The sequence below is a fragment of the Bradyrhizobium sp. USDA 10063 genome, assembly GCF_054063735.1.
Genome location: NZ_JBSSGP010000002.1, coordinates 8,152,714 through 8,177,741, shown reverse-complemented (window position 1 = coordinate 8,177,741; position 25,028 = coordinate 8,152,714). Strand labels below are relative to the sequence as shown.

Here is a 25,028-nt window from a genome sequence, read left to right as displayed (position 1 = left end):
CTTGCCCCAGTGCTGCTGCATCCTCATAGCAACCGTCGTGCCAGTGCGCTCGCAAGATCTAAGCTGCTGATCTCGCCCTCGATTGCGACGCAGCGGATAGCTTTAGCCGTTTTGAACCCGACAGAAACCTGCGCTGTCCGAAACCCGACAGGGGCACGAACTGGTGGCGGCCGCTTCGTGGCGACTGCCGCAGCTGCAATTCAAAGACATTGGATCACCATGCCATAGAAAAGCCTGCGAGCGGCCCCACACGCTCGGCTACGTGAGCATCGGCTTGGGCAGAGACGCTGCCGAGAATTCAATGAGATTGAGGCGAATTGCCTTGACGATGGCCTGGGTCCGGTTCGTCGTACCCAGCTTTCGCGTCACGTTCTTAAGATGAAAATTGACTGTATTCTCGCTGACCTTCAGTATCTTCCCAATTTCCCAAGACGATTTGCCCTCTGCCACCCAGCGCAGGCAATCTTTTTCGCGCTCAGACAGGGTCACTTTTCTGTTGCAGCTGCTATCCGAGGGACGTGTGATCTCCCCAAACGCGATGTGAAATTGCCAGGCTAGTGTATTGAGATGGCTCATACGATACTGAGGATCGGCATCCTCGAACTGGGATGCAAACGACACTACAGATACTCTGCCCAATGGCCCAAATAATGGTACGCTCACGCCGTGCTTGAGACCTGCCTCTCTGGCCTCGTCTAGCACGCGCTGCTCGCCGGATTGCAGTTGATATTGCTTGGCGAGCTCGTCCCACACGAACGGGCCGGAAAGCATTGGTGTCCGCCGGACGACCGGGTCGATGACATGATAGTTGCGTTCAAAATAGCGGTGACACCAGTCAGGCGGGAAGTTCACGGTCACTGCGGGCGGTAGATACTCCGGTAGACGCGGAGGCTCCGCGAACGTGAGTGCTCCGTAAGCGACTTCACTGAAGCCCTCCTCGCTCGCACAGCTCACAAGAAGATCGAAGAGCGCTTTCGTAGATCTCGTGTTCTTTGCGCATTCGATGAAGTTGAAAATGTCCATTTTGGCGCCTCACGAGGCCGGCACAAAACGCCGATATTGCGCCGTTTGATTGAGCCTGCTTTAAGCAGACCCCAGTTCCATTCCGCTCATCTAAGCCTTTTGGCTCCGCTCTTCATGCAGCCTGCACTCTCGCGCACTGCGTCGCGCGCCATTCCTGAATTCTCATGCGGTGACGGCGGTGTGCGCACACACCCTGATATGGAGACCGACATCGACGAGATCGCTGTTGTCGAACAGCTCCTTCTCGAGCCACAGGGAGGGATCGAGCTCATGTTTTCGTCTCCGTACTCAGTCACCACGAGGAGCGCAACATCTCAGTTTCTTGTTTACGCATGATGTGTTTCGGAAGCCGCCGCTTGATTTTCTCGATCGTGCGGGTCGTACCAGGCGCGGGCGAATATTCGCCGCGCTCGGGCCGCAGCGCCTTCATGAGTGGTTGGCCGTAGCTTGCGCGGCTGCATTGCGGGCCGTCGCGGCTCCGACCAGGATGGTCATCGGACCTTATCTTGAGCGTGAAAATCTCGTTCAGTTCGCAATCCGATCGCGCGCAGCCGCGCACGAAATGCGGCCATCGGTGCTGCAGCGGCGGGATCGCGTCACCGCCAATATCAATATGGGCGAAGTCTAGGATCGACGAGTTCTTCTCGATCTTGATGGCGACGATCAGGTGTCCGCTCTTGACGCCGACCTGCCGCTGGATCGCATCGGAATTGCCTGCGGCGACATCGAGGTTTGGCCGGATGGACTTGCCGGTGTGACCGATCTGCCGGGCGGGGGTGACCAAGCCCTTTCGCGCCAGCGGATCTGAGCAGACATACTCAGCGCGAAGGACAGCGGCGAGCTGGCCTACCGTTTGACGATTGTCCGGTGATCGGAGCCCAAGAACGTCGGCGACCACGACATTGACACAGGCGAGATTGGATTTTGCGGATCCGCGGTCCGCGACCAATTGTGCGCTGCTTCGTCTCGATCGTGGGGGCGGCGAGGTTCGTGGCCCCGATCTTGGCGACGCAGGTGAGCAGCAGTAGGCCGAGCTGCTTGGAACTGCCGGGCGCCACCTTGGCGGTGTCGCCTGCGATCGTCTACTTGCCAGTGAAGACATGATCTGGCTGGCCAAATTCTTTTCCGGTCTTGCGGATTGCGGTCGTATGGCTGACCGCCAGTGCGCCGACGCCGGCGAGGACGCGATGAATGATCGCTCGACGCGGTCGGCGCTGAAGGTTAGTGCCTTAGGTAAGGACTTAGCGGCATCTGGAGGCTCACTGTGAGGATGGTAAGCTCGCCGGCGAACTTGTCGCTTAGCTCCGGCACTGCGAGCAGGGCGAAAAGATCGTAGGCGTTGATAAAGATCCGCCTCCCCTTGGCGCATGGAGCTGCCCGCCACGAGGCGCACGCAGCTCTGCGCAGAGTCGGAAACGTGCTTCATGCAAGCGATACTGTGCATGCGGTACTCCACAAGTTCCGAGAACCTGGGATGAGAACAGCAAGTCTCGTACCAGTTGCGACGCTCGCGAAATCAGGCGTGGGGGCAAACGCTTGAGAAAGTAGGCGATCGGTTGCGTCGCGTTAGGCAATCGAAGCTATTGCGACATATTGCCGTCGGTCAGGTACTTCATAGCTTTTCTGTTGGGCTTGCCCAACAACAGCGACGGTCGCCAGCCAATCTGATTGACGCAAAGCACTCCTGCGACTTCGTGGCACTAAGGGCTGTTCGGCCAGCGCCCTTTTTCATTAAGGTACAGAAAGCCAGAGCGACCTCTCATTACGGCAGACTCGCGCACTGCGTTCACCCTGATAGTACGTGTCCATCAACGGCAAAGCCGCGCCCAAAAACCACTGTTTTGACGGCCCCTCGCAAGGTCCGCATGATGAGCAACTGGTAGCGCTCGCGTTTTAACCGCCTCTTGTTCAGTCAAAATTATCACGCAGCGCTAGTAGCAGTAGAGGGGGTGAAAGCGCAGGGCGGTGAACGCTGAGCGGTCTTTGAGAGCTCGCAAATCAGCTTGGCTTATCGCCCTTGCTTTTGTCCGAAAGCAGCGCATCATGTCTCGGATCCGACACGCTGTTTAGGAACACGGCATTGCGCTAAGACGGTAACTGACAAGGGCAGCCGCTCCCCAAAATCCCGGACGCTGACTGGAGGCAAACAGCATCCCGCCGATGGAGAGCTGAAGGCGACGCTTCCATCAAGGCTCTTTCAGTCATTCAGCGAAGGCCGACCATCCTTATCCGAGTCAGTAGCAGCTCGCTTCCCAGCACGAGTTACGTAAGCGTCGCGAAGATATTGGCAGTCGAGTCACCCCGATCCGCGCCTCACAGTTCAGACCAGCTCTCTCCGGCGCGATGAAAAGGTCCATGCAGATTTCATTGCCGTGCAAAGGCGGTCACGACCTGGACACGATGATGATCCGGCTCAGAAGAGTCTCATCGGTCACTTTCGACATGAACCCCATTTCGACCTGAACGCTCGGCGGATCGGAACAGCGCAGCACCGCAAAATTGGGTTGGGGTGCGGAGTTCCGGCAGCATTAAAATATGGCCTGAAGGTGGTGATCAGTCGTGACGGGGCTCGGATGCGCATCGACGACGTCAATCAGGTTGTCATCATTGGAGTGAACATGCGCGACTATGTAGCAACGAGCTTCCGCGATGAAGTTGCGAACGATAAGGGCATTCGCCTGCGGCTTTTCACTAGTCATTGACAACTATCAGACGCGGGTCCTTGTCAAAGGTCGAGCATGTGGGCTACCAACGTCTTTGCTGCCCCAATTGTCCAGTATTTTGGAGTGCCTTCGATCTCACGATGGTTCGGTTCATTTGGTAGGCCTCTCAAGACAGCTTTGGACCCCGCCGCGATCTTCCCAGTCAGTTCATTGCAACACGAGTTGAAACGTTAGCTTGGATACTCGCTCGCGATAAGACAATTCGAAATCTCTCATCAGGCTACACAATCTTTCCTGAAAGAAGCTAACCGAAGATGTCTGCGCGCTAACTCAGTGCTTCAGCCAGATCATCTCGGACCGCCGTTTCGCGAAGGGGCCCGTCCAAGCACGACGGAGAGAGTTCATAATTTACCAGATGGTGGCATGGTTCTAAATCCGCTTACCCGTTCTGGGTCGGCTTGCAGTCCAAGCGCGTTGTTCAGCCGCCTTTAAGTCGAGGGATGAGAATGACCTGAACGCCCAGCGGATTGTTTGGGGTAACCCGACTTACCCCTACTCCCAACTGCGCCTGCGCCGAATAAGGATGACCCTGGATGTAGAAATTTGTCGGCGGCTGGAACGGCCTCGGGAAAAGACCGCTTCTGTTCAGTGCGCCGAGCAGGACGTCAGGGGCCGTTTGGAGACCGTGGCTAAAGCCCAAGCCTACGATATGTCCGAAATCGTTATCTGGCACCCTGGCCTGTACGTCGACTGCCGGATATGACAACTGCCGCGGCAGGGCCAAGTGGCTCGAAGTCCCCGCTGAGTCGTCCTCGACCTTCCGCCGTTTTGAACCGCTGGGCGCTCCCACACCCCTCGGAAGGAACTCCCCCACGACTTTCTCAGCCCGGCTTTCTTCGAGCTCCGCAACGAAGTCCGAGAACCATTGTTGGATGGTATAGCCTCGAAGTTTCTGCATCATGGCTTCCCAGCGCGAGCTACGCTCATCCGGCTGCATCGAGACCGCCCTCGAAATCACGCGCGCCATATCCTCGATGTCGTGCGGATCCACGAGCAGCGCCCCGTCGAGCTCTTTGGCCGCGCCGGCAAATTTCGACAAGACCAGCACCCCGGGATCGCCCGGGTCTTGCGCGGCGACATACTCTTTCGCCACGAGATTCATGCCATCACGCAACGGCGTCACCACGCCGACTTTCGCAGTGCGGTAAAGACCCGCAAGCACGGATTGACTGAAGCTCGCATTGAGATAGCGGATCGGCGTCCAGTCGACCGCACCATGGCGGCGGTTAACGTCGCGAACGAGACGGGCGACGAAGTTCTGCAGATTGCGATAGACATTGATCCCGCTCCGCGACGGGTTCGCAACCTGCAACAGCGAGATGCTGCGCGGCTGCTCTTTCCACAGGTGATCGAAGGCGTCGACGCGGTTGTCGAGACCCTTGGAGTAATCGATCCGGTCGACGCCGATCGCAAGCTTCCCGCCATTGAGGCTGCGTCGCAGCGATGCCACAACGGGATGCGAGATCGACTTTGCACTATATTGCGCGAATTTGTTCGCATCGATACCAATCGGAAACACTCGGCATCGCGTTCGGCCGTGGCGCGAGTTCACAATTCCGTCCTCGGTGATCCGGCCGAGAGGGGGGCCGACACAAGCCAGGAAATTCCGCCGGTCCTCATCCGTCTGGAAGCCAATCAAGTCATAAGCCAGCATCGCCGCAATCAGTTGGCCATGATATGGTACACACTGCATCATTGCGGGCACCGGCCATGGCGTATGCAGGAAGAAGCCAATCGGCTGGTTAATGCCGACCTTGCGCAGCTCGGCGCCGAGCGCGAGGAAATGATAGTCATGCCCCCAGAACGCGGTCTGCTCTTTGAACTGGAGCAGCGCGCGTGCCATGACCGCATTGATCTCGCAGTAGCTTAGATAATCTAAATCCGAGACGTCGATCAGGTCGGTGCGCGAATGCAAGGCCGGCCATAGTGCGGAATTGGCAAAGCCATTATAATAGCCACTATAATGCTTGGCAGGCAGATCCAACGTCACAAGCTTGCCTCTGCCGAGCGGCTCGATAGCCGGTTCCGGCTGAGCGCCATAGCTCAGTTGGCCCGAGGACCCCACCCAGATTGCTCCAGATTGTTCCACCACGGGAAGTAGGGCCGCAGCAAGGCCACCGGTCATGGGTTCATTTGCTCTGCCGCGCGCAACGCGGTTCGAAACGACGACGAGGCTCACGGGTCATCCCTCCTCTCCTATTTGTTCCGCCCGTTACCTGGCATTCATCAACATGGTTCGACTATCGTTTTCAGCCAAATCAAACCAGAATCAGACGCGCGCATTGGAATTCAGCTTTCCTGCTGGAAACGGAACATTGGATGCAAAGACATTTCGGCATGCCGGCTGCGCGGTGCGGAATTGCGGAGACGGAGTGAGGCCTCTCGCCGCATCGCGTGGCCTACGTGACGGTTTGATCTACCGGCGGCGATCCGCGACCTGACGCCCGACCCAGATCAATGATTTCATGCGCGCTTCGTCGGCCTGTCGGTTTGAATGACGGTGCGGCACACACATCCTCAAGGCATATGTGGTCGTTCAGACACCAATACACAAACAGCCTCGCATTTTTTCGAGTCCCCCTTTCGAAAGTACAGCGAAGCACGGGTTTCGCGTATGGAAGCGCCTGTACCTTTCGGCCATCGCCCGCCAGCGTCCCGTACGCCGTCGTCGATCGGGCGAATCCGAGCCGCTGAAGCCGCTGCGCGCGTAGCTCGTTGTTCTCGACGACCAGAAACTTGAAGTTCGGATCGGCCATGGGTGCCCCCTGTCGCCGACCGAATTTCTTACCTGCCTAGTTTGGTATGTGACACAGAGACGCGTCCGCACGGGCGGACTGCAACTCTGTCACGCTCACGAAATACGGTTACGATGTGAAACATTCCTCACGGGTCTCATGCCTGTTGTCGTAAAGCCACGCACGCTGGGTCTGTTGACCAAATGCGAGCGCCGTCCTCCCGGGGCAAGCCTCATCGTGTCCGTTCTCGCGATGTTCGATCTCGCCAACCCGGGCGCGGACCGTCTGGAAGGCGAGCAAAGACTTTGGTTGACGGCCGCCAAAGAGCTTCCACCTGGCAGCCCCCTCGACATCGGCATGCCCAAGCCGCAAGCGGAAGTGCTCATCGGCGGACATGCGGCGGCACCTCAAGGACGGCCAACCCAGCGCATGGTGCTCGGCTACACGCTCGGACCGATCCAGAAGCACCTCCTGGTGACTGGCAACCGTTATTGGCAGATGACCACCTCCGGCTGGCGGCCGACTGCCACGCAACCGTTCCGGCACATGCCACTCACGCGGCAACGCGCGTTCGGCGGGCCTGCCTATGCCGCGAACCCCAGCGGCACCGGTCACGAAGCTCTTCGCCGCAGCATGGCCGGCGAACTGGTGGCGCTGCCCAACGTGGAAAACCCCGAGCACGCGATTGAGTTCATCGAAACAATCGCTTCGCCCGCGGCCTTTGGACCAATGGCGCTCGATGATAGGGAGCGCTTGCAATACGCCGGCACCTACGACGCCGCATGGCTGAAATCGGCCGCACCAGCATTGGCGACGGATGCCGATCCGCGGCTCTTCCTGTTCGCACCGCCGGATCAGCGCATGCCCGGCTTTCTCTCCGGCGGAGAACCGTACGCGCTGCAGAACTTCTCCTCGGCGCATCCGCTGATTGAAGGTCGCCTGCCGGCCTTTCGCGTGCGCTGCTTCATCGGCTGGAGCGATGCAGCGCGTTGCGTAACCGAACTGCAGACGCAGATTGATACGCTATGGCTGTTCGCCGGTGCCAGCCGCGGCGTCATGATCTATCGTGCCACGATCGGCTTGACGACACTGGACGGCAGCGACGTTGCCGACGTCATGGTCGCCTACGAGCGGCAGAGCGAACCAGCGCGGCCGCTGGATCATTATCTGAACGTTCGGCGGCTACGGCTCGACCCGAGGACCGCCTCACGCTATGCCTTTTCAGAACACCAACTTGTACCCGAGCTTTCGACGGCTGAGCGCGCGCGACGGGCGGCGCGGCGGCGCGAATTGGCCGAAGAGCGCGCAGCGCGCCAGCTGGCCTCCGTGCGCTGGGCGCTCGATCAGGAACTCGCACGCATCGACCTTCCGCCTTCGCTGCACCCAGCGATCGAAATTCCACCCATCGAGCCGTCGAGCATTCCAGAACTGTTGCCGGAAGAACTCGAGAGCGGAGAAATCGATTTAGCCGAGATTCTCGATGCTTTGGAGACGGTCCAAGCCAAGGCCCAGTCCAACATCGAGGCGATCGCCGCTCAAAATGAACCCGCGCGCTCGGCCTATGAAAAGATTGCCAGCGGAAATGCCGCGTCGGCCGATATCGATGCCTTGTTTGCCGCGATCGGCGATACGGAGGCCGCGCGGTCGATTGACGCAAGTTTTGAGCAACTTCTGCCTTTGCCGGCCCTGCCACCGGAGGCTGATCCAGACGTCATGAACGATGTCGAAGCAAAGCTTGCGCGGGCGAAGAACTGGCGTGGCGAGATCCTTGGCGCGGCAACGATGCTGGTCGACGAGCAAGAACAATTCGAACTTGCGCATGCTCGCTTCTTTGGCTTGTCGGCTGGACGACCGCTCGAGCCGATACGCCAGGCCTTGTCGGAAGACGCCTTTTCGCTGCCCGATATTCCAGCGCTTCTGCTGCCGGAGGAAGCGCAAAGCGTCGAGCCCGACGCGCCGTCGCACCTGACGATTGACGACATAGTGGCGCAGATCGAGCGCCCCGGCACGCCTCCTGAAGCCGTGCAAAATCTGCGCACCGCCCTCGCCGATGCTGAAGCGGCGCTCAGAAAAGCCCTGCCTGGACTAGCCACCAACGGCCGAGCGCCCTTCGAGGCATTGGCCGCGACCAACGAGTCGCCCATCGCCGTTACGCCCGACGCAGCGATGACCGCGGCCACAAAGGAAAATAAGCAAGCATTGGCCGCCCTGCGGACCGAGATCGATAAAGCAGAAGGTCAGCTGACGGCAGGCATGGCCGCGGCGAGGCTTGCCTCACCCAAGCCGCTCAAGCCTGAAACGGTGCTGACGCCGGCTGTGGCGCGTGCGCTGGGCGACCTTGTGGAGGAGGAGTACCGCCGCGGCGGTGTGCTTGCCGGTCGTGATTTGGCCGGCGCCGACCTCTCCGGCCGACAATTCGCGAAAGCGGATTTCTCGGGCGCCTTTCTCGAACGCACGAAGCTAAACGGGAGCAACCTCGCCGGCGCAAAACTGATGAGGGCCACGCTTGCCGGCGCGGCGCTCGTCAACGCTGATTTAAGCGCGACCGACCTCACTCAAGCCAACCTTGGTGAGAGCGACTGTCGCGGCACGCGTTTCTTAGACGGCCGCCTTGTGCGTACCAATGTTCTCGGCGCCCGCATGGCGGGCGCGTCCTTCGATCGAGCGCATCTCGCCGACCTGCAATTTTTGCATGTGCCGATGATCGGGGCTACGTTCCGCTCTGCGCGGCTGCGTCAATGCTGTTTCATTCAAGTCGCCCTCGATAACAGCGTATGGCAGGGTGCCGTTCTCCAGCGCGCGCAATTCATGGACTTATCGCTGTCCGGTGCGGTCTTTGCCGGCGCGCGCCTCGAGCAAACCTGCTTCCTCAAGGTGGCAGCGCCGCAACTCGATCTCAGCACTTCGCAGTTCGACCAAGTCGGCTTCATCGGCGACATCGACCTGCGTGATGCCCGCTTCGATCGCAGCAGCGGTCACACGCTCTCCTTTCAGGGCGCCGACATCAGCGGCGGCGACTTCAGCATGGCGCAGCTCAACGGTATCTATTTCGGCAAGTCGGCTCTGTCGCGTGCGAACTTCCGAATGACCTCGCTGAAAGGTGCGGTCTTCACCGGCAACGATCTGCGCGGCGCCGACTTCTATGCGGCCAACCTGCTCGAGGCGCATCTCAACCAGACCAACCTCGCCGGCGCCAGTCTGCGTCATGCAAATCTCTACGGTGCCGACCTGATGGAATCGGCATTGGTCGCCGCAGATTTCAGCAACGCCAATATCAATCGCACTATCCTGATGGTCCCACGCCATGTCAATTGATCTCCTGTTACAGTCGATCGCCCACCGCTTCCCGGTACGCGACGCAAACCTCGATGGCGAGACACTGTCTGGACTGGCCCTCAACCACGGCGTGGTGCTGAGCTCCTCCTTCCGCCACAGCGACTTCACAGGGGCCGCTCTGACTGGCATGATGTTTCAGGACTGCGACTTTAGCGCCGCGTGCTTTGCCGGCGCGTCCTTTGAAAAATGCATATTCGTCAGGTGCCGCGCTGGCTGCTCCGACTGCCGAGGGGCGACCTTCGCCCGGTCGACCTTCATGGAATCGGATCTCGGCCGTAGCGACCTAAGCGAGACGCGGTTCACCCAAACGACAGCGATGCGCTGCGTCTTGGCCTACTGCATTCTGCGCGGCGCGACCTTGTCACAAAGCGCCATCATGGACTGCGAGATCACCAATCTTGTGCTCAGTGGCGCCACGCTGATGAACGCCGCCATCACGGAGGCCGATTTGCGTAGCGCGCAGTTAGCGGGAATGCGATGCGACACCATCCTGCTCTCCGAATGCGATCTGTCGGAACGGGACCTCAGGGGCCTGACGCTAGCGCGAGCGAACTTGAGCGGTGCTAAGCTGAACCGCGCCAACTTGTCCGGAGTCGACCTCTCCGGCTCGATCTTGGCAGGCGCCAGCCTCTTAGGTGCCGACCTCTCGCGCGCCACTGTCGTGAATACATTGTTTGCGAGGGCCGACCTGCGAGCGGCCAGCCTGCGCAGCACCGATTTGAAGCAATGCATCTTTCTGGACGCGCGCCTCGACGGCTGCGATCTCACGGGCGCAAAATTGGGGATGGCCGTGTTTACGCGCGCGTCGGCCAACGCCGTCTCGTTTGCCGGCGCCGACATGTCCTACGCGCTGATGCACCATGCCAACGTCGATGGCAGCGACTTCTCCGGCGCGCGCTTTCTACGCACTGACTTTCATTGCGCGTCGACCGAAGGCAGCCTGTTCGTGGCCAAGCACGGCAGCGTCCTGCAAACTGTGCCTGAACGCGCTGTCGCGGAGCTCTACGACACAACCCGTGTCATTCCTTTCAACGGAGGGTGCTAAACTATGTCTTATGTCAATTCCAATGGCCCGATGGTGGCGGAGGATCACGCCTTCCCCGACGTGTGCAACACGCCGGCCGGTCCTGCCGTGACGCCAAATCCCTATCCAAACGTCAACATGAGCACCATGGCCAATCCGACGCAGTCTCGTTTCCTTATCATGAGTATGCCAGCGCACAACATGACGACGGAACGATCGATGTCGACCGGCGACAACGCTGGTGTCAGCCTCGGCGTCATGTCCGGCACGGTCATGGGTCCGGGGCGCGCCAAAACCGGATCGGCCAATTTATTCATCGGAGGGCCACCGGCAACCAAGATGGGAATGCCGACCAAGCAGAACGGCACCAGCCCGAACGCGTTCGGAGTTTCGACATCGCCGTCTCAAATCCGGTTGATGGCGCAGCGCTAAGGCCGGAGGTCATACGATTGAGGAGTTCACTATGCCGAATGCCTACACACGCGTTTCGGTTCCGGACACAATGGGCTCTGCCCTGTCCGATTCAAGTTATTTGCGCCTCGGCGCTTATTCGAGTGATGAGTCGACGCTTGTAACCGGCCTCGAGACAAGTAGCAGCCAAAGCTCGGCCAAGAGTATCACGGGCATATCCGACGCGCATTCCACGGCCGGCGTGTTCAGCACGCCCGGTCAAAAACTGGAAGAGGTCACGACCAGCCAGACCCGCACGCGCAAAACCGATAGCGCTGGCGTACTTGTCTACACCAACAAGGACTTTCAGGCGAACATCAAAGGCGCAGCGCTGACGAAAATCGGTCTCGGCCACACCACTGAGGTCAATAATGGTGACGCGAAATATACCGTCTCGAAGGGCACCCATGAGGTCTCCGCGGAGAACGGCGTGTCGGTCAACGCCGGTGCCAACGGCACGCTTGCCAATATCAGCCTGACCGCCTCGGGCTCCATCAACCAGACCGCCCACGGCTCGTTGTCCGAGGTCACCCATGGCCACTCGGAAAAGCGTACGGCAGGAGATGCAATGGAGTTTTTCTGCGGCGCCAAGCTCTCCTGCATGGTGGGAGCAACCGTGTCGCTGTTCATTGGCGGGGCGGTCTGCGCCAAGCTTAGCCGCGATTTTTCAATCAGCGTTGGCGGCCGCAGCGTAATCAGCTTCGGTTTTGCGAATTGCCTAACAGTCGGTAACGAGTTCAGGATGGTGACGCGCAATCTTATCAGTAAAATCCAGGGATCTAACACGCTGGTCGTCAATGGAACTGACGCCAAGTATGCCAGAAACTACTTCAAGAGGATTTACGGGGACGACGTAAAGTGGGTCGATCTCGATGGAACGCGCTGCAGGAAAAAGGTGGTGGTAACAGACTCGGAGGTTACAAGCGGCCGAACGAGCAGCGATCAGCGGGAGGTCGTGGACAGAAACTACGAACTTTTGACCGAAGTGGGCGAGCGTGCGGTCAAAACATGGACGCAGGTGATGTACATGTAGGCTGCTGCAGGAGTGCAACAATGACAATGACTGTCCGTGCCACAAGGGCCGATCTCTTGGCGACAACCGAGCGCTTACTTGGCCCTGGACATCACATCGCCCGTATCGTGTCGGTCGACAACGATAGCGCGACGGTAGAGGTCGAAGTCGGTGGCGCTCGTCATGCGGCGGCGCTGGCTGTCGGCTGCCTGGTTCGACCGATTCCACGGGACCTCGTGCTGCTGTTCTGCGATGCGAGGCAAGCCTTCGTCCTGACCGTGCTCGAGCGGGCGGGCTCTAATCGGGGCGTGATCGCCTTACCCGGACGTGGCAACATGTCCATCGAGGGCGAGACCATCGCCATCGCCGTGCGCCAGCGCCTGTCCTTGCGCGCCGAGAGTGTCGATCTGCAGGCCAAGCTATTCGCCGTGGTCGCGGACAAGGCTACCTGGATCGGCAAGCTCTACAGTTTGATCGCGGACCGTTTCCGCAGCTCAGCGCGGATCCAGGAAGTAAGCGCAGATTCGCTTACGATAAAAGCGATCGAACGTATCGCCGTCATCGACCGTATCGACTTACTGCAGACCGAAATCCAGGCGACCAAGGTCACCGGGATTGCCTCCGAAACGGCCCACAGCAAGGTCATCGCCGTGACGGAGGATCTCCGCCTCGACGGCAAACGCGTGACGGTCGCATAGCGAGCATGCCAACGACTGCCACTCAGGCCCCGACCCGGCAAGATCGCCTGAGAACAGCGCAGGAGTTCATTGCCGCAGGCCGTCTCGACGAGGCGGAGGCGCTCCTGGACGAGGTCAGCGTCGCAACGAACGATCCCGATACACTCAATGCAAAGGCCACACTCGCGCTCGCGCGGCGGCGGACCGAGTTTGCGTTCGAGATACTGGCGGAAGCGGCGACCGTCTATCCCGAGCACGCCGGCCTCATCACTAATTTGGGTGTCGCCCACCAATTGCTGCACCGCCTTGATGAGGCGGTTATCTGCCTCCAACGCGCGGCCGCCCTCGCCCCACGCAACTGCGAGATCAAGCTTACGCTCGCTCATGCCCTGCTGAGCCGCGGTGACGTTACGGAAGCCCGCGCGATTACGGAGGCAGCTGTACAACACGAGCCATGCAATGCGCGCGCCTTTCTTCAACTCGGTTCGATTGATCTCGCCTTAGGCGACCGTTCGTCAGCGGAGGTCGTCCTGCTTCGCGCGTTGGAGCTTGCCCCGGACGAGCCCGATACGCTGCGCAATTTATCCGTGCTCATGCTCGAGCGCAGCCGCTTCGACGAGGCGCTCAACCTTGCAGAACGCGCGCATCTGCGTGCCCCGCTCGATACAGCCGGGCTCTTGCATCTGGCCTATTGCCGTGCGGCGAGCGGACTGTGGCCGCAAGCGGAGGCCAGCTGCAAGAGGTTGCTCGCCTATGCGCCGGCCCATCTCGGCGCGCGCGAACACTTAGCCCGCGTCATGATTGCCAAGGGCGAGGCGGATCGGGGCATTGCGGAGTTCACGCGATTCGTACGCGCGCGCAGATCTGACCCTTCCGCCGCTCTTGCCCTGGCGTGCGTCCTGCAGCTTGTCGGCCGGTTTGATGAAGCCCTGACACTTGCCGGCCACGTCGCGGATACGCGACCTGACGACGAGACGGCCAAGTCTCTGAAGTCGACACTTGAACTGACGCTCGGTCGCTTCCCGACGCCCGAGGCTGCCGCTCTGGCGCTCGTGACACGGGTAGTCGTGCCCGCGACGACCGGCGCGCTCGAATTCGTGGCACTCGTTCGTCTCCTGCGTCAGCTGGCGAGCCAGCAAGTTGTGCGAGTCGTCGCGGAACCACACTACCAAGCTCTTCTTACCAGCCTGGCTGAGCGGATCATTCCGGACGAGCCGAGGTCAAAGCTCTCCGCAACGCCGCTGCAATCGTTATTGCGGATACTGGCGACCGACGCGCGAAACATTGCCGACGGCATCCCCTACCTGCGACCCGAGCCGGAGCTCCTTGCCAAATGGCGGGATGCTCTAGCCGCGTTCGCAAGGCCCTTAGTCGGCATCGTATGGGAGGGCGGCGCTCTCGGCCTATCGATGGAGCAGATCGCCGCTGTGGTTCCTCACTCCGTTACGCCGATCAGTTTGATGGCCGACGCGCAACGGCATGACATGAAGCGATGGAGCCGTCCGATCGATGCTGGTGCGCATATCGGGTGCCCAGCGGAATTGATCGCAGCGATCGCCAATCTCGATGCGGTGGTTGGGCCGGACAGCTTCGCCATCCATATCGCCGGGGCGCTCGGCGTTCCCGGCGTGGTCTTCGTGCCGCGCGGCTATCCTTGGTATTGGGCCCAGGCAGGGGGAAAGCCATTGTGGTACCCATCATTCGAAGTCGTCGTGCAGGAACGGCTCGGTGACTGGGCTGGAGCAATCAATGAAGGTCGGCGCCGGCTCGAGGCACTGCTACGCGCACCAACGATCGATTGAGCGGCGCGCTCCTACGATAACATCTGGAAGGCTCCAGTTTGCCAAGCGTGGCGGCGGCTCGGTACGTCCGATGATGTAGACTCTCTGGGTTTGAGTTGAAGGATCTTACGTCCCTAATTTCCCTCCGCGAGCGTCTTATTCGCCCTTCGAAGCCACGGGCCGAGCTGTGGACCAGTTACCCCTCTGGCGGCCGAGGTCCCAGCCCAAACGCGTTGTTCAGCGGCGTCGAGGTTGATGGATGAGATAAACGAAGCCGCTCTGCTGTGAGCCTAGGATCCGGTTCGGATCCCTTTCCCTCGTCCTGAACTCGGCCGTGTATCGTTCACCATGTATGAAGAGATCGATCCTTCGCCGGAACGGATTCGGCAGTTGGTCCCAGTTGTGTAATTCCGTCATCAGGCTGCGTGGAGCCTCTTGATCGCCATGGATCCAGTTCGGGCCGACGGCCGCTCGGAAATCCCTTAACCCGCGATATGTTGCTGAGCCGCCGGGCGCTGAGGAGGGCTCGCGAACCCTGGCAGAGGAGGATGCCTCTCCCGCGGACGGCGGGAAGCCTTGGAGGCGCTCCCCCGCTGATCCAAGTTGAGGGCTGAGAACGATTTTATCGCCCAGCGGATTATTGGGGGTTCGCTCCGCTCTCCCAGGCTCCAATTGCGCCCTGTAAGGCTGACCACGGATGTACACATCTGTCGACTGAAACGGCCTCAGCCCGACGCCGCCTCTGTTCAGCGCGCTAATCAGGGGCTCCGGGGCCGATTGGCGGCCGTGGCTCCAGCCCAAGCCGACGCTATGTCCGAACTCCGGCACCGACCACCCCGCGTCGAAACCTTGTGACAATTCCGCAGCCCCGCTCGCCGACGATGGCCGGGCGACGTCTGGCGGTGTCGAGCTCGGGAATTCTGGCTCATCGGCAGGCTGCTCGTGCCTCGTGTCGGGGTGCGGAGCGCCCACCCGAGCTGTCGCCCCTTCTTGCTCACGCCAGAAGTTCCGAAGCTTGGTCAACGCCGCGATAATCGTTTGGTGATCTTTGAATACATCTTTAAACGCGTTAGCATTGTCCATCAGCCGATCGTCGCACAGTCGGTGAGTATAGGCCGTTTCTTCTCGCTGTCGTGAAGCCAGTCACTGAACTTGCGAAGTGCCGCTGAGTAGATCCGGATGGTCACCGGTTGCAGATTCAAGTTTGGTGTTGTCCCGAATTTGAAAATGAGATCCTCGTCCTCAGCATATTTCGCTTCGAGATAGCGGCTACAGCGCGCACGGGAAGTCACGGCCCTTTCGGCAGCGCCCTCCCCGACGTTCGGCGTCGCGGCGCCGGACGTCGAGGAAGACGCAGCCTTTGCAGACGATGCCCTGGGGATTTGCCGCGAACTGCCTTCCGCGGCGGGCCGTCCGGTTTGGACACGCCCCGATTCCCTAAGCATCGTCAACGCGGCATGGATCCTGCTATCCACAGCCTTAAACGTGTTAGCATCTAACGTCAGCCCATCGTCATAAAGGCGGCGAGCTATAGGCTTCTTCTTGCTGTCGTGGAGCCAGTCACTAAACCTACGAAGAGCCGTTGCGTACTGCAAAACAGTCGCCGCCCGCGCGGCCGAGTTCGATGTTGTCCTGAACTTTGAAATAAGCTCGTCGTCTTCAGCACACTTCGCTTCCCAATAGCCGCCCGCGTGGGGGCGGCGGGTCACCACGCTTCCGGCAGCGACCTCCGAAACGTTCGGCGCCGGCGCGTCGAAGATCGAGGAAGACGCAGCGTTGACAGCCGACGATGTCTCGGGGATTTGCTCCAAACTCTGTTCCGCGGCGAACTGACCCGCTTGCTCGATCTCGTCCGACCGACTGAGTTTTTGCTTTTTGTGCGGTGGACTGCTCGTCATAATATATCTCCGATGCAGGCTCGAATGCATTCAGTCGTTGCTCAGTGTTGCTGCACCTCAATGGCAACCTTCATGCCAGCGGCGTTCGCCCGGTTCGAGCAGTTGATTAAGCTTTCAAGCATTTGCACGCGGCAGACCGCGCAGATATCGACAACGGCATTGCCCTGCGGCGCGTAGATGAGCACTGTGCAAAACCCTCGTTGTCCTTGCCCCAGGTACTGCGCGGATAATTTGAAGCGCAATTCTCGTCCGTCACGAAACCGTTGCGAACGAATGCCATCGGCCGACGGCGGTGGTATGTTGATCGACGCTGTTGGCAGGATGGTCGCGCGCCGTATTGGCGACCGCTTCCAATAGCGGGGCGATCTCGTGAGTCGCGGGCTCCCAGACAGTCATGAGGGCGCCATGAGGTGATAAAAATCACGCGGGCCCGTCGTAAATCTCGATGAAGGCGCCAGATTGCGATTTGATGCGATTGAACAAGTACGCGTCCGAGGTCATTCCTCCCTTCACATCTGGCTTGTGGACCGCTCCGATCCGTGCCAGTGGCGTCTCCTCATTCAAGCTATTAATTAGGTCTTGAAAAAAGTCAGCTTCGGCAAAATGACGGCAGGTGTTCTCAACCTGACAGAGGCGATGCGACTGTCAGACACCGGACAAGCGTCAAGCCGGTCGAGCCCAGACATGAGGTGTTTTCACTTCATCCCCCGATCGACCATCCTTGCTGAGCCGGAGCGATTTCCACTTGTGTACGTTGCGCCTCGAAGACCGATTCACGTCGTTGAGATTGACAATCTTCTCATGTTTTTCGACGCCGAACATTTCCTGCGCAAACGGAAGGCGATGACTGGCGCATGCGCCATGGCGTCCACGGCGCTCCTATACCACATACGCTTAATGATAAACTCGTAGGCTGATCATTGCCGCTACCGACTCGCCGTCAAATGGCCGAATTCGGCGGCGTAGACTTGCTTGCACAGGGCGGACTTGACGATCTTCGGACTGTCCTCGAAATCGGTCAGTCCATCTCTGCTGACGCTGAGAATGTCTAACGTGATGTTCTGACGAAAACCGGTGCGATCGGCCGGGAACTTAGTCCGCGCCAGGCCGACTAGAGCTGCTAGAACCTATCGGTGTGCAGCACAGCATTGAGCGAGCCGGAATTTTGCGATCGATTTCCGCAATCATCTGATCGACAAAACGCATTGTCGATCTTCTCGAAATCCCTCGGCTTGGTGAGCTCGGCGACGAAAGCTGCGACGTCCGGCGGGCGAGGTTGTAGCTGTCGTCGCAAGGGGTGATCCTGGTTTCGAAGAGGATCTGATTCAACAGCGAAGAGCCAGTGGCGGCGGTGGCGAATTCGGCCGCCCACGTGACCCATCTCTCCAGAAGTTAGCCATTTATAGACCTACCCTCAGAACGATCGCCCAAGATCTTAGCAAATGGCGTGCCGCGCCGAAGCTGCCGAAGATAGGCCTTCGACGGCCGATTGCATTCCTGTCCGATGGCTACAGCATCGGAAATAGTGGTCCGATTCCCGGACTGCCCGACGAGGCAAGCAAACATGTTGACCATCGAACAAATGTGTTTGTGACCGAACCAACGTGCCAGATCCGTCTGTTTCACTTTTTGGCATTGTGCTCAGATTTGAACCCAGCCTCTTCTAACCTAAGCGTCTCAGAAAAACTCGACGCGCCTTGCGCTGGAAAGAGGGGGCGCGTTATGACCACTTCTGGCCAGACGCGGCACCGAAGATTGTGCTTTTGTTTGAAAACCGCCTTTGATACGAGTCCGAGGCCCCGGAGCTATCGAGAGCGCCGCCGACACTACGCGAGCAGCAGCACAGACATGGGCTCCGATCCGCGAGCAAACCAGGAAGGAAATTTGAGCGTGAGACGCAGACGTGAGGCACAAATGAGCCGGCGATTTGAGCTTCAAACAGCTCCATCCAGGAGTTCGGCAGCCGATCGACTAGCTGTCCATCCAATACAGTTGCCTTTATGAGCGAACGCGAGAACGGCGGCAGCTCCTATCCATCCTATACTGCCGCGCAATCGCTTACGCGCGCAACCCAGTCTACATCGCGCTCAAGTCCAAAGCAGGACGGCTCAAGAAATCCGGCGCAACGGATCCTCTCGGCATCTTTCTCTGCGATGGCGGCTGTAGCCCACTTTCCAGGCCAGGACGGCAGCAAATGCAGGTCGGCCTTGACGAGGTTACTACCGAATTTTTTTGGCAAAATTCTTCAATCGCCTTTGTTGTGGTGCTTGTCTTTCCGCCGACACGCGTTGAGGTGTTCACTGGCGTTGTCAAGGAATTGCGGATCACTGGCCGTGTGTATTCCAATTCTCGTGCAACCAACGCGGTGCCGGAAGCGGCGCTACTGACTCAACTCAATAGCGGGCTGGCCAAGCTACCGCAAGCGGTCGCAACACCGCGCGACGCGCTCTATTGGATCGATCGGTCGCGGCCGCTCGAAGGAAAAAGCGATCGACATACTCGTGACTAGTGGAGGGATGATGACTCAATCTGTGAAAATGTCCGCCCGCAAGATTCAGGAAATTCCTTCAGGCCTGATTACGACCGATCAGCTCTTTGCCAATTACACCCGTCCAGGGCACGCCCTAGACAACCCGTTCGCGCGCGCGTCAAAACAGGGTCTCACGATTGAATCCGTAGAATTCACGAAGCTTTCGGATAAAGACGATGACGAAATCGAGATCAGGTTCGGCTTATCCGACCTTGCTGTAAGCAAATTCAAGGTCGACCGCGGCGGCGGTAACAAGTAATACCGGAATAGTCGTGCGTTGAGTGGACCCGAGCTTAGTTCGAAACGAACATATGGTGGATTAAGAACGCGCCCAAGCATTGATCGCGTTGATGATAGGTTTCTCTCATATCGCCATTTGATTGCTGTACTGACGATATGGAAATTTGAGCGGGTTGCGACATGCCGAGATCAGCAGCATGGGCGACGATCGCCGCTGACACGCTTTGGATGGCAGCATTAATATTACCGTCCAAAACGTACCCCAACATTCCGCCATGTCTTACCATCGCGGCGTATTGCCCTCGTACAAAGCGGACCATTCCGAAGACGACATACTCGTTGGCGTAAGTTCTAACGCCGGGATTGTGTGGAACGTTTAGCCTTTTGCATTCTAGGCAAAAATAGATGTCCTCGCGGTTCACGAGAGGAGAAAATGCGATATCTAACCTACCCTGATCCTGACCAGCGGCGGGGTCGAGTTCGACCATTTGGGTGTCGATTCGAAACGGCAGGTCGCTATAGCGGTTTTCGCCCGATTTGAATCTGGGGGATTCCCAAACGGTTAGCGATGATGGAGACTGTGTGCATTGATTCTCCTTGCCGGCGGGGGCGGGCGGTGCCGAAGGCCTATTCTTGTGACCTGCGGGAACGCGTTATCGAGGCCGTGGCTGCGGGCGCGTCGCGGCGCGAGGCGGCCGAACGCTTCGAGGTGAGTGTAGCATCGGCGGTCAAGTGGGTGCAGCGCTGGCGGGACGATAACAGCGCCGCTGCGAAGCCGCGCGGCGGAAGCGTTTCGCCGCTCGAAGAGTTCGCAACCGAGATTTTGGCTGTGGTTGCTGAGCATCCAGACCTGACCCTGGTGGAGACGCTTGCAGAGCTGCGCAAGCGGAGAATTCGAACCAGCCGCAGCGCGCTCTGGCGCTTTCTCGACCGTCACAACATCACCTTTAAAAAAAAGCCTGCAGGCTACTGAACGGCAGCGAGAGGACGTTGCGCGAGCTCGCCGACGTTGGATACGAGAGCAAGGTTTTCTTGATCCCGCCCGGCTCGTTTTTATCGACGAGACTGCGGTCAGCACAAATCTGGCGCGGCTCCGGGGGCGTGCGCCAAGGGGTGTCAGGGTGATCGGCGCCGTTCCGCTGGGGTCATGGGAGACCATCACTTTCGTGGCGGCCTTGCGCCACAATAAAATGACTGCCCCGATGGTGATCGAGGGAGCTATGACCGGAGAAATGTTCCTCGCCTATGTTGAGCAGTGCTTGGTTCCAACCCTTCGGCGCAACGACATCGTCGTGATGGACAACTGCCGAGTTCACATGGCGCCTGCCGTTAGGCACGCGATTGAGAAGGCAAAGGCGAGCGTGCGGTATCTCCCGAAATACTCGCCTGATCTTAATCCGATCGAGCTGCCCTACAGCAAATTTAAGGCATACTTGCGTAAGGTCGCGGCACGAACAGTTCCGCATCTCACGCGCGCGATCCGTTCGTTCATCCCACAACTAAGCCCACGCGAATGCACCAACTATTTCGCTCACGCAGGCTATGCTTCTAAATGACAGGAATCCGCTTTAGCGCTTCGGTTCTGCCGCAGCACGCGACAAAGAGCCTCGGTCGTCGGGTCTTCACGGGCGTCGAGCTCCAGCAGCGGCATGGACTGCCACGAGGCTACAACGAGCTGCAAAATATCCGGAAGAAGTGAGTCAATGAGGTCGATCCAATGCGACGGGCTGCCAACAACGTTCATGCTGTTGCCCGCTGGCTATGCATGAGGATAGAGCCCGCAATCTCGTCGGCATCATTAAGGGCCGTGGTCTGCGTCCAATACCGGTGATTGATGCTCTTGAGCAAATAAAGGCTGTTTTCGTCAAAAATCATCACGCCGCGGGCGGCCGTGATCGCGCCGTCGAGAGGATTAGCCGCCTTTCGTAGCCGATCAAAAGTCTGAAGCAGGTCGAGATCATTTGGCGGTGCAGCCGAAACACCTTCCGATCTCGGGACCTTGCGTAGAACCGCAAGTCCAATGCCTAGCCCGTCAGAGGCTGAGGTCGAGCCCGCGACGACGTACTCTGTCCGTCGAGCCCAGCCGTTCAACGTCTCGCATAGGCAGTGCGTGTACAAATCACGTTGCTGACTCGTTGAGTGCTCGACCGTCGGCACTGGCATTCGGCTCTGCGTAGGCTGGATACTCGGTATAACTACATCAAGCGTGTCAGAGAGCAGGATGCGTTCGGTTGGCTGAACATCAAAGTAGTCTTGGATGAGCGGCTCGATTAGAGAGCTGGCTTCGGCGATCGCATTAGAGCGCTGGATGAAATTCTCGCTGGCCCGTTTGGCGTGCTTGGTGATGATACGAGCGACTTCCTCGACGATTTCATTGTGCTTTGAAGGTTCGGGAAGATCTTCCGGAAAGGGCATCGGCAAGCGAAGCACCTCTTCGACATGCCCTTCGGGACGATACATTCCCCAGCTCGATGACGTGTGGAACATGAAGTATTTCGCTAGGCCTGACCGCAAATAGGCTGCCAGGAACATGAGAAGGTTCCGATGCTTCTCAGGCCCGCGGATTCCTCTGAGCGCGTGGCGAAAGCCAACCGGAAAGTCACAAAACGCAATCCGCTGGAATCCCTTCGTGATGAGGACGTGGGGAGCGTTGTAGACCTCGGTGCTCTTATTCGAGCGTCCGCGCACAGTTATGTTTGCGGAGCGCAAGGTCCTGCAATCCTCAGGCAATAAGAATAGATCGATGCCAGGGCTCGTCGCTTCGATGAAGAGCTTCGACGGAAGCTGTATGACCTTCGCCTTTTCAGGATCGTCGTTTGGCCCAAGCGGCTGAAAGCCTTCAGCCATTACCCAAGGCTTTTTGTCGCCGACTTCGCGGGGACTCCGGACCCGGTCGCGCAGTCGGGGGTAAAGCGAAAGCCTGTCGAGAAAGCGAAGATCACGAGGCGTGGCCCAGAAGCGCTGCTTCCAGGTTTGTGGCGCGTCCGGTCCGTCCAAATCTTTTACGACTTCGCTAAGAACTATCCACGATCGATCAACGGGCGCAACTGAAATAATCTCGGCTTGCGTCGCCGCCCAATCGACCTTTGGAGCCAGATATTCAATCTTGCTTCGTTGGTTCGTCAGGTTTTGTGGGCGATAACGAACGACGATTGCTGGGTGTACCGCCTTTTCAAAAAGGAACCATCGGAAATCAGCAAGGTTCAGCACGCTCTCAACAGTGCATTGCGTGAGCCACGCCTTCTGAAATTCTACTGCCTTGTTGCCGTGGTTGAACAGAGTGCCATGTGGCAGCACGAAGCAAATGTATCCTCCTTCGGGGGTGGTGGTCGCGGCTTTCCAGATAAAAGCGCTTGCGATCTGTTTATCGGGCAATGGCTTTTTATTTTCCACGCACCACCGGCCCGCAGGCGTATCGGCGGTGGCAATACTGCCCCACGGGGGATTGCCGACTATCACAGAAGGCACTGCTGGCAATTTCAAGGTCGGCGAAAAGAAATCGGCGCATTGGATATTGGGGGCGCGCTTCGGCGACAACGGAGCGACTAGATGTGGCAACGCGCGCCCTTTTGCCTGTAGCTCTTGGATGTCGCGTGGTGAGAGCTGATCCAGATAAGCGAGATAAAGGCTGAACGCGGCAATTCGGCAAGCCGTTGGATTGATGTCAACGCCAAACAAGCGTTCGGTGAGGAGCTGCATTAACTCGCGCGCTCGCCGGTCGTTTCGTGCATTGGGATTCGCGTGCTTCCACTCCTCGGCCATTCTATTGAAAAGGCCGACGAGAAAGATTCCCGAACCGCATGCAGGATCGAGATAAGTCTTTCCAATGAGGCCGTCACCGCCATGGAGAGCTGTATCCAACACAATCTCGGCCAGAAAACGAGGCGTATAAAACGCGCCGGTTTCGTCGGCGGCCTTCAGAAAGTGTTCATAGATGGCGCTGATCGTTTCGATAGGGATCGCGCTGAAATCATAGGGCCAGAATGCCTTTTGACCGCTACGTACGTGTGTACCTTCAAAGAAGTCCTTTAGCGTGCTGACGTGTTGGTGCGTGATCTTTCTGGCTTCTGCTTCAAGGTCATCACTGAAGAGGTCGCCGTTAAAGTCGTTCTGCAAGTTCGAGAAAATCTCGTAGAGCGTGCTTTTGGCGTTGCGCAGAGGCTGCAAGCTCAGCACGTCACGCAAGTGGGAGGCATTTTCGATGCCGATCGAAGAAAGATATTTTTGCCCTATAACCTCTCGATCGAAGAGATAGCAGGTGAAGACGACGCGGCAAAGTAATGCGTCGAGGACTTCCGGTTGAATATTGCGGTTCGTAATCTCATCGAGGACATCGCGCGTCTCCTTCAGATTGCTTAAGAGGTCGCGGTCGATGCGCTGATTAGGATCGAAAGAACGCGCATGCTGTCTGAAGAACTCGCCCGATTCAACGGATACGATAAAGCTGCGGAGCCCGTCTGCAATGCGATCTAGTTCAGCAACAAGGCTTGGCGGTTTGTCGCGAATTTCATGAGCGGGCACAGGCCGCGACATCGCCGAATAGATGTGTATCCTTTCGTTCGAGACGAGGACGAGGATCGGTGCTCCACCGTGATTCCAGAACTGACGTTGGATTGGTAGAATAGTGTCTAAGCTCAGGTCTTTTACGAGCCTGAAATAGATGAGCGGCGTGTTGTCCACGCAGAGAATCCCATCGAGTGCAAGCAGATCAAAGGCGCGCCGCAACACATGTGCATGCGACATTGACGGGGTAAGGCTGTCTTTATTGGCAAAGAAGGCAGGAGCCAGTCGATCATTGAGGCCAAAGTCGGAGGTCCAGCTAGGGCTTGGTTGCTGGATCATTTTCGTCGCCTGTCGTGTTGAGCTTGATAACGCATCCGCCGTCTCGTATGGGAGTCTTACGAATCATGATAAACGCCACATGCCGTGATGTCATTGGGCGAATTTGAGGTTGTTGAAGCGGCGTTTTGAGCGCAGTTGATGCGTCCGCATTCGGCTTCTTGCGCGGTTCGCCTTTGCCTTGCCTTGCCTCACCAATGGCAAGCCGGACGCCGTGATCCGTCGCTAATGGCCTTCGCCACCAGATCCTATGCGGTATGGTCGGCTCCAGAAGAATTTCGCGATTGCCAAGGGCGGCTTCGGCGTATTGGTCGATCGCAACAATGATGGCCTGGACGTGATGATAGCAATAACCCTCACGTGTCGCCCGCCGTCGCACCCCTTCCAACGCCTTGATCCAGGGCGGATGGTCGGTGGTGTCGTCAAACCATTGGAGGGGGCGGTTCACCACTTCCTTCCTCCGAGAACCTTGCGCTTTTTCGGTTGCGGTTGCGCCGCCTTCAGCCCGTCGCGCTCGGCGCAAAGCCTATCAACCTTGTCCAGCATCCGTTCAAGCAGCGCTTCGGCCGAGGCCGTGGCAATGCCCGCACGTTGAAGCTGGAGTATTTCGCGGCGCTGGCGGTTGATCTGCGCGCGCATGTGTTCGATCTCCGAGCGGATATGCTCAAGTCCCATTGCTGTCACCGGGTTTTGCTTGATTAGAACAAATCAAGAACATGGAGTCAATTGGCAACCGATCACTGGGTCGGTGCGGCGGGTA

General features: G+C 58.5%; 20 protein-coding genes and 1 pseudogene. 10 read left to right on the top strand and 11 right to left on the bottom strand.

Annotated elements, in window-relative coordinates:
* Positions 1 to 258 precede the first annotated feature (258 nt).
* Both ACVJGD_RS40375 and ACVJGD_RS40370 read right to left on the bottom strand, forming a co-directional pair.
* Complete coding sequence (locus tag ACVJGD_RS40375; RefSeq protein ID WP_456639348.1) at positions 259 to 1,023, bottom strand: autoinducer binding domain-containing protein; 765 nt, start codon at positions 1,021 to 1,023, stop codon at positions 259 to 261.
* 292 nt (positions 1,024 to 1,315) lie between these two features.
* The gene (locus ACVJGD_RS40370; RefSeq protein WP_456640538.1) at positions 1,316 to 2,125 is read right to left on the bottom strand and encodes an FAD-binding protein; all 810 of its coding nucleotides are present in this window, start codon (positions 2,123 to 2,125) and stop codon (positions 1,316 to 1,318) included.
* A 1,471-nt stretch (positions 2,126 to 3,596) separates the two neighbouring features.
* Here ACVJGD_RS40370 and ACVJGD_RS40365 point away from each other — a divergent pair.
* Complete coding sequence (locus tag ACVJGD_RS40365; protein ID WP_456639347.1) at positions 3,597 to 3,725, top strand: hypothetical protein; 129 nt, start codon at positions 3,597 to 3,599, stop codon at positions 3,723 to 3,725.
* An 838-nt stretch (positions 3,726 to 4,563) separates the two neighbouring features.
* Here ACVJGD_RS40365 and ACVJGD_RS40360 read toward each other — a convergent pair.
* A pseudogene (locus tag ACVJGD_RS40360) lies at positions 4,564 to 5,925 on the bottom strand (trehalose-6-phosphate synthase); the annotation flags it as partial.
* A 793-nt stretch (positions 5,926 to 6,718) separates the two neighbouring features.
* On the opposite strand from ACVJGD_RS40360, the gene ACVJGD_RS40355 reads away from it, so the two are divergent.
* The 6 genes from ACVJGD_RS40355 (at position 6,719) to ACVJGD_RS40330 (ending at position 14,782) form a co-directional block, all read left to right on the top strand.
* Positions 6,719 to 9,796 carry a DUF2169 domain-containing protein gene (locus ACVJGD_RS40355; protein WP_456639346.1) on the top strand — a complete coding sequence of 1,026 codons (3,078 nt, stop codon included), beginning with the start codon at positions 6,719 to 6,721 and terminating at the stop codon, positions 9,794 to 9,796.
* A complete protein-coding gene (locus tag ACVJGD_RS40350) occupies positions 9,786 to 10,862 on the top strand; it encodes a pentapeptide repeat-containing protein (RefSeq protein WP_456639345.1) in 1,077 nt (358 codons plus the stop codon). The genes ACVJGD_RS40355 and ACVJGD_RS40350 overlap by 11 nt, the downstream gene beginning before the upstream one ends.
* A gap of 3 nt (positions 10,863 to 10,865) precedes the next feature.
* Positions 10,866 to 11,273, top strand: coding sequence for a DUF4150 domain-containing protein (locus tag ACVJGD_RS40345; RefSeq protein ID WP_456639344.1), 408 nt, complete (start codon positions 10,866 to 10,868; stop codon positions 11,271 to 11,273).
* Between the two features lie 31 nt (positions 11,274 to 11,304).
* Positions 11,305 to 12,324 (top strand): hypothetical protein, encoded by a 1,020-nt coding sequence (locus ACVJGD_RS40340; protein ID WP_456639343.1) that lies wholly within the window; start codon positions 11,305 to 11,307, stop codon positions 12,322 to 12,324.
* 56 nt (positions 12,325 to 12,380) lie between these two features.
* Complete coding sequence (locus ACVJGD_RS40335; RefSeq protein ID WP_456639342.1) at positions 12,381 to 13,001, top strand: DUF3540 domain-containing protein; 621 nt, start codon at positions 12,381 to 12,383, stop codon at positions 12,999 to 13,001.
* Positions 13,002 to 13,273: 272 nt separating this feature from the next.
* A complete protein-coding gene (locus ACVJGD_RS40330) occupies positions 13,274 to 14,782 on the top strand; it encodes a tetratricopeptide repeat protein (protein ID WP_456639341.1) in 1,509 nt (502 codons plus the stop codon).
* Positions 14,783 to 15,843: 1,061 nt separating this feature from the next.
* On the opposite strand, the gene ACVJGD_RS40325 is transcribed toward ACVJGD_RS40330, so the two are convergent.
* The 3 genes from ACVJGD_RS40325 to ACVJGD_RS40315 form a co-directional block, all read right to left on the bottom strand.
* The gene (locus ACVJGD_RS40325) at positions 15,844 to 16,659 is read right to left on the bottom strand and encodes a hypothetical protein (RefSeq protein ID WP_456639340.1); all 816 of its coding nucleotides are present in this window, start codon (positions 16,657 to 16,659) and stop codon (positions 15,844 to 15,846) included.
* 41 nt (positions 16,660 to 16,700) lie between these two features.
* A complete protein-coding gene (locus ACVJGD_RS40320; RefSeq protein ID WP_456639339.1) occupies positions 16,701 to 16,844 on the bottom strand; it encodes a hypothetical protein in 144 nt (47 codons plus the stop codon).
* Positions 16,845 to 17,585: 741 nt separating this feature from the next.
* Positions 17,586 to 17,765, bottom strand: a complete 180-nt coding sequence (locus ACVJGD_RS40315) for a type VI secretion system contractile sheath domain-containing protein (RefSeq protein ID WP_456640537.1) — start codon at positions 17,763 to 17,765, stop codon at positions 17,586 to 17,588.
* A gap of 1,088 nt (positions 17,766 to 18,853) precedes the next feature.
* Between ACVJGD_RS40315 and ACVJGD_RS40310 the strand changes: the two genes are divergently transcribed.
* Both ACVJGD_RS40310 and ACVJGD_RS40305 read left to right on the top strand, forming a co-directional pair.
* A complete protein-coding gene (locus tag ACVJGD_RS40310; RefSeq protein WP_456639338.1) occupies positions 18,854 to 19,168 on the top strand; it encodes a hypothetical protein in 315 nt (104 codons plus the stop codon).
* 7 nt (positions 19,169 to 19,175) lie between these two features.
* The gene (locus ACVJGD_RS40305; RefSeq protein WP_456639337.1) at positions 19,176 to 19,448 is read left to right on the top strand and encodes a hypothetical protein; all 273 of its coding nucleotides are present in this window, start codon (positions 19,176 to 19,178) and stop codon (positions 19,446 to 19,448) included.
* Positions 19,449 to 19,482: 34 nt separating this feature from the next.
* Here the strand turns inward: ACVJGD_RS40305 and ACVJGD_RS40300 are convergent, their stop codons facing one another.
* On the bottom strand, positions 19,483 to 19,917 hold the full coding sequence (locus ACVJGD_RS40300; protein ID WP_456639336.1) for a hypothetical protein: 435 nt from the start codon (positions 19,915 to 19,917) through the stop codon (positions 19,483 to 19,485).
* Positions 19,918 to 20,000: 83 nt separating this feature from the next.
* Here ACVJGD_RS40300 and ACVJGD_RS40295 point away from each other — a divergent pair.
* Positions 20,001 to 20,985, top strand: a protein-coding gene (locus tag ACVJGD_RS40295) for an IS630 family transposase (RefSeq protein ID WP_456640512.1) whose coding sequence is annotated in 2 segments (ribosomal slippage) — positions 20,001 to 20,395 and positions 20,394 to 20,985 — 987 coding nt in all. Because the reading frame shifts where the segments join, the coding sequence is not laid out codon by codon here.
* On the opposite strand, the gene ACVJGD_RS40290 is transcribed toward ACVJGD_RS40295, so the two are convergent.
* The 4 genes from ACVJGD_RS40290 to ACVJGD_RS40275 are packed head-to-tail and all read right to left on the bottom strand — an operon-like array spanning position 20,970 to position 24,943.
* Positions 20,970 to 21,173 carry a hypothetical protein gene (locus tag ACVJGD_RS40290; RefSeq protein ID WP_456639335.1) on the bottom strand — a complete coding sequence of 68 codons (204 nt, stop codon included), beginning with the start codon at positions 21,171 to 21,173 and terminating at the stop codon, positions 20,970 to 20,972. The genes ACVJGD_RS40295 and ACVJGD_RS40290 overlap by 16 nt on opposite strands.
* Complete coding sequence (locus ACVJGD_RS40285; protein ID WP_456639334.1) at positions 21,170 to 24,271, bottom strand: HsdM family class I SAM-dependent methyltransferase; 3,102 nt, start codon at positions 24,269 to 24,271, stop codon at positions 21,170 to 21,172. The genes ACVJGD_RS40290 and ACVJGD_RS40285 overlap by 4 nt, the downstream gene beginning before the upstream one ends.
* Positions 24,249 to 24,716, bottom strand: coding sequence for a hypothetical protein (locus tag ACVJGD_RS40280; RefSeq protein WP_456639333.1), 468 nt, complete (start codon positions 24,714 to 24,716; stop codon positions 24,249 to 24,251). Before ACVJGD_RS40280 ends, ACVJGD_RS40285 begins: the two co-directional genes overlap by 23 nt.
* Complete coding sequence (locus ACVJGD_RS40275) at positions 24,713 to 24,943, bottom strand: hypothetical protein (RefSeq protein ID WP_456639332.1); 231 nt, start codon at positions 24,941 to 24,943, stop codon at positions 24,713 to 24,715. Before ACVJGD_RS40275 ends, ACVJGD_RS40280 begins: the two co-directional genes overlap by 4 nt.
* Between the last annotated feature and the right edge of the window lie 85 nt (positions 24,944 to 25,028).

What these genes read in the sequence shown, in the direction of transcription:
- ACVJGD_RS40375 (WP_456639348.1), bottom strand. Translation starts at nt 1,023, where the DNA reads ATGGACATTTTCAACTTCATCGAATGCGCAAAGAACACGAGATCTACG.
- ACVJGD_RS40370 (WP_456640538.1), bottom strand. Translation starts at nt 2,125, where the DNA reads ATGTCTTCACTGGCAAGTAGACGATCGCAGGCGACACCGCCAAGGTGG.
- ACVJGD_RS40365 (WP_456639347.1), top strand. Translation starts at nt 3,597, where the DNA reads ATGCGCATCGACGACGTCAATCAGGTTGTCATCATTGGAGTGAACATG.
- ACVJGD_RS40350 (WP_456639345.1), top strand. Translation starts at nt 9,786, where the DNA reads ATGTCAATTGATCTCCTGTTACAGTCGATCGCCCACCGCTTCCCGGTA.
- ACVJGD_RS40345 (WP_456639344.1), top strand. Translation starts at nt 10,866, where the DNA reads ATGTCTTATGTCAATTCCAATGGCCCGATGGTGGCGGAGGATCACGCC.
- ACVJGD_RS40340 (WP_456639343.1), top strand. Translation starts at nt 11,305, where the DNA reads ATGCCGAATGCCTACACACGCGTTTCGGTTCCGGACACAATGGGCTCT.
- ACVJGD_RS40325 (WP_456639340.1), bottom strand. Translation starts at nt 16,659, where the DNA reads ATGACGAGCAGTCCACCGCACAAAAAGCAAAAACTCAGTCGGTCGGAC.
- ACVJGD_RS40310 (WP_456639338.1), top strand. Translation starts at nt 18,854, where the DNA reads ATGCAGGTCGGCCTTGACGAGGTTACTACCGAATTTTTTTGGCAAAAT.
- ACVJGD_RS40305 (WP_456639337.1), top strand. Translation starts at nt 19,176, where the DNA reads ATGATGACTCAATCTGTGAAAATGTCCGCCCGCAAGATTCAGGAAATT.
- ACVJGD_RS40300 (WP_456639336.1), bottom strand. Translation starts at nt 19,917, where the DNA reads ATGGTCGAACTCGACCCCGCCGCTGGTCAGGATCAGGGTAGGTTAGAT.
- ACVJGD_RS40290 (WP_456639335.1), bottom strand. Translation starts at nt 21,173, where the DNA reads ATGAACGTTGTTGGCAGCCCGTCGCATTGGATCGACCTCATTGACTCA.
- ACVJGD_RS40285 (WP_456639334.1), bottom strand. Translation starts at nt 24,271, where the DNA reads ATGATCCAGCAACCAAGCCCTAGCTGGACCTCCGACTTTGGCCTCAAT.
- ACVJGD_RS40275 (WP_456639332.1), bottom strand. Translation starts at nt 24,943, where the DNA reads ATGGGACTTGAGCATATCCGCTCGGAGATCGAACACATGCGCGCGCAG.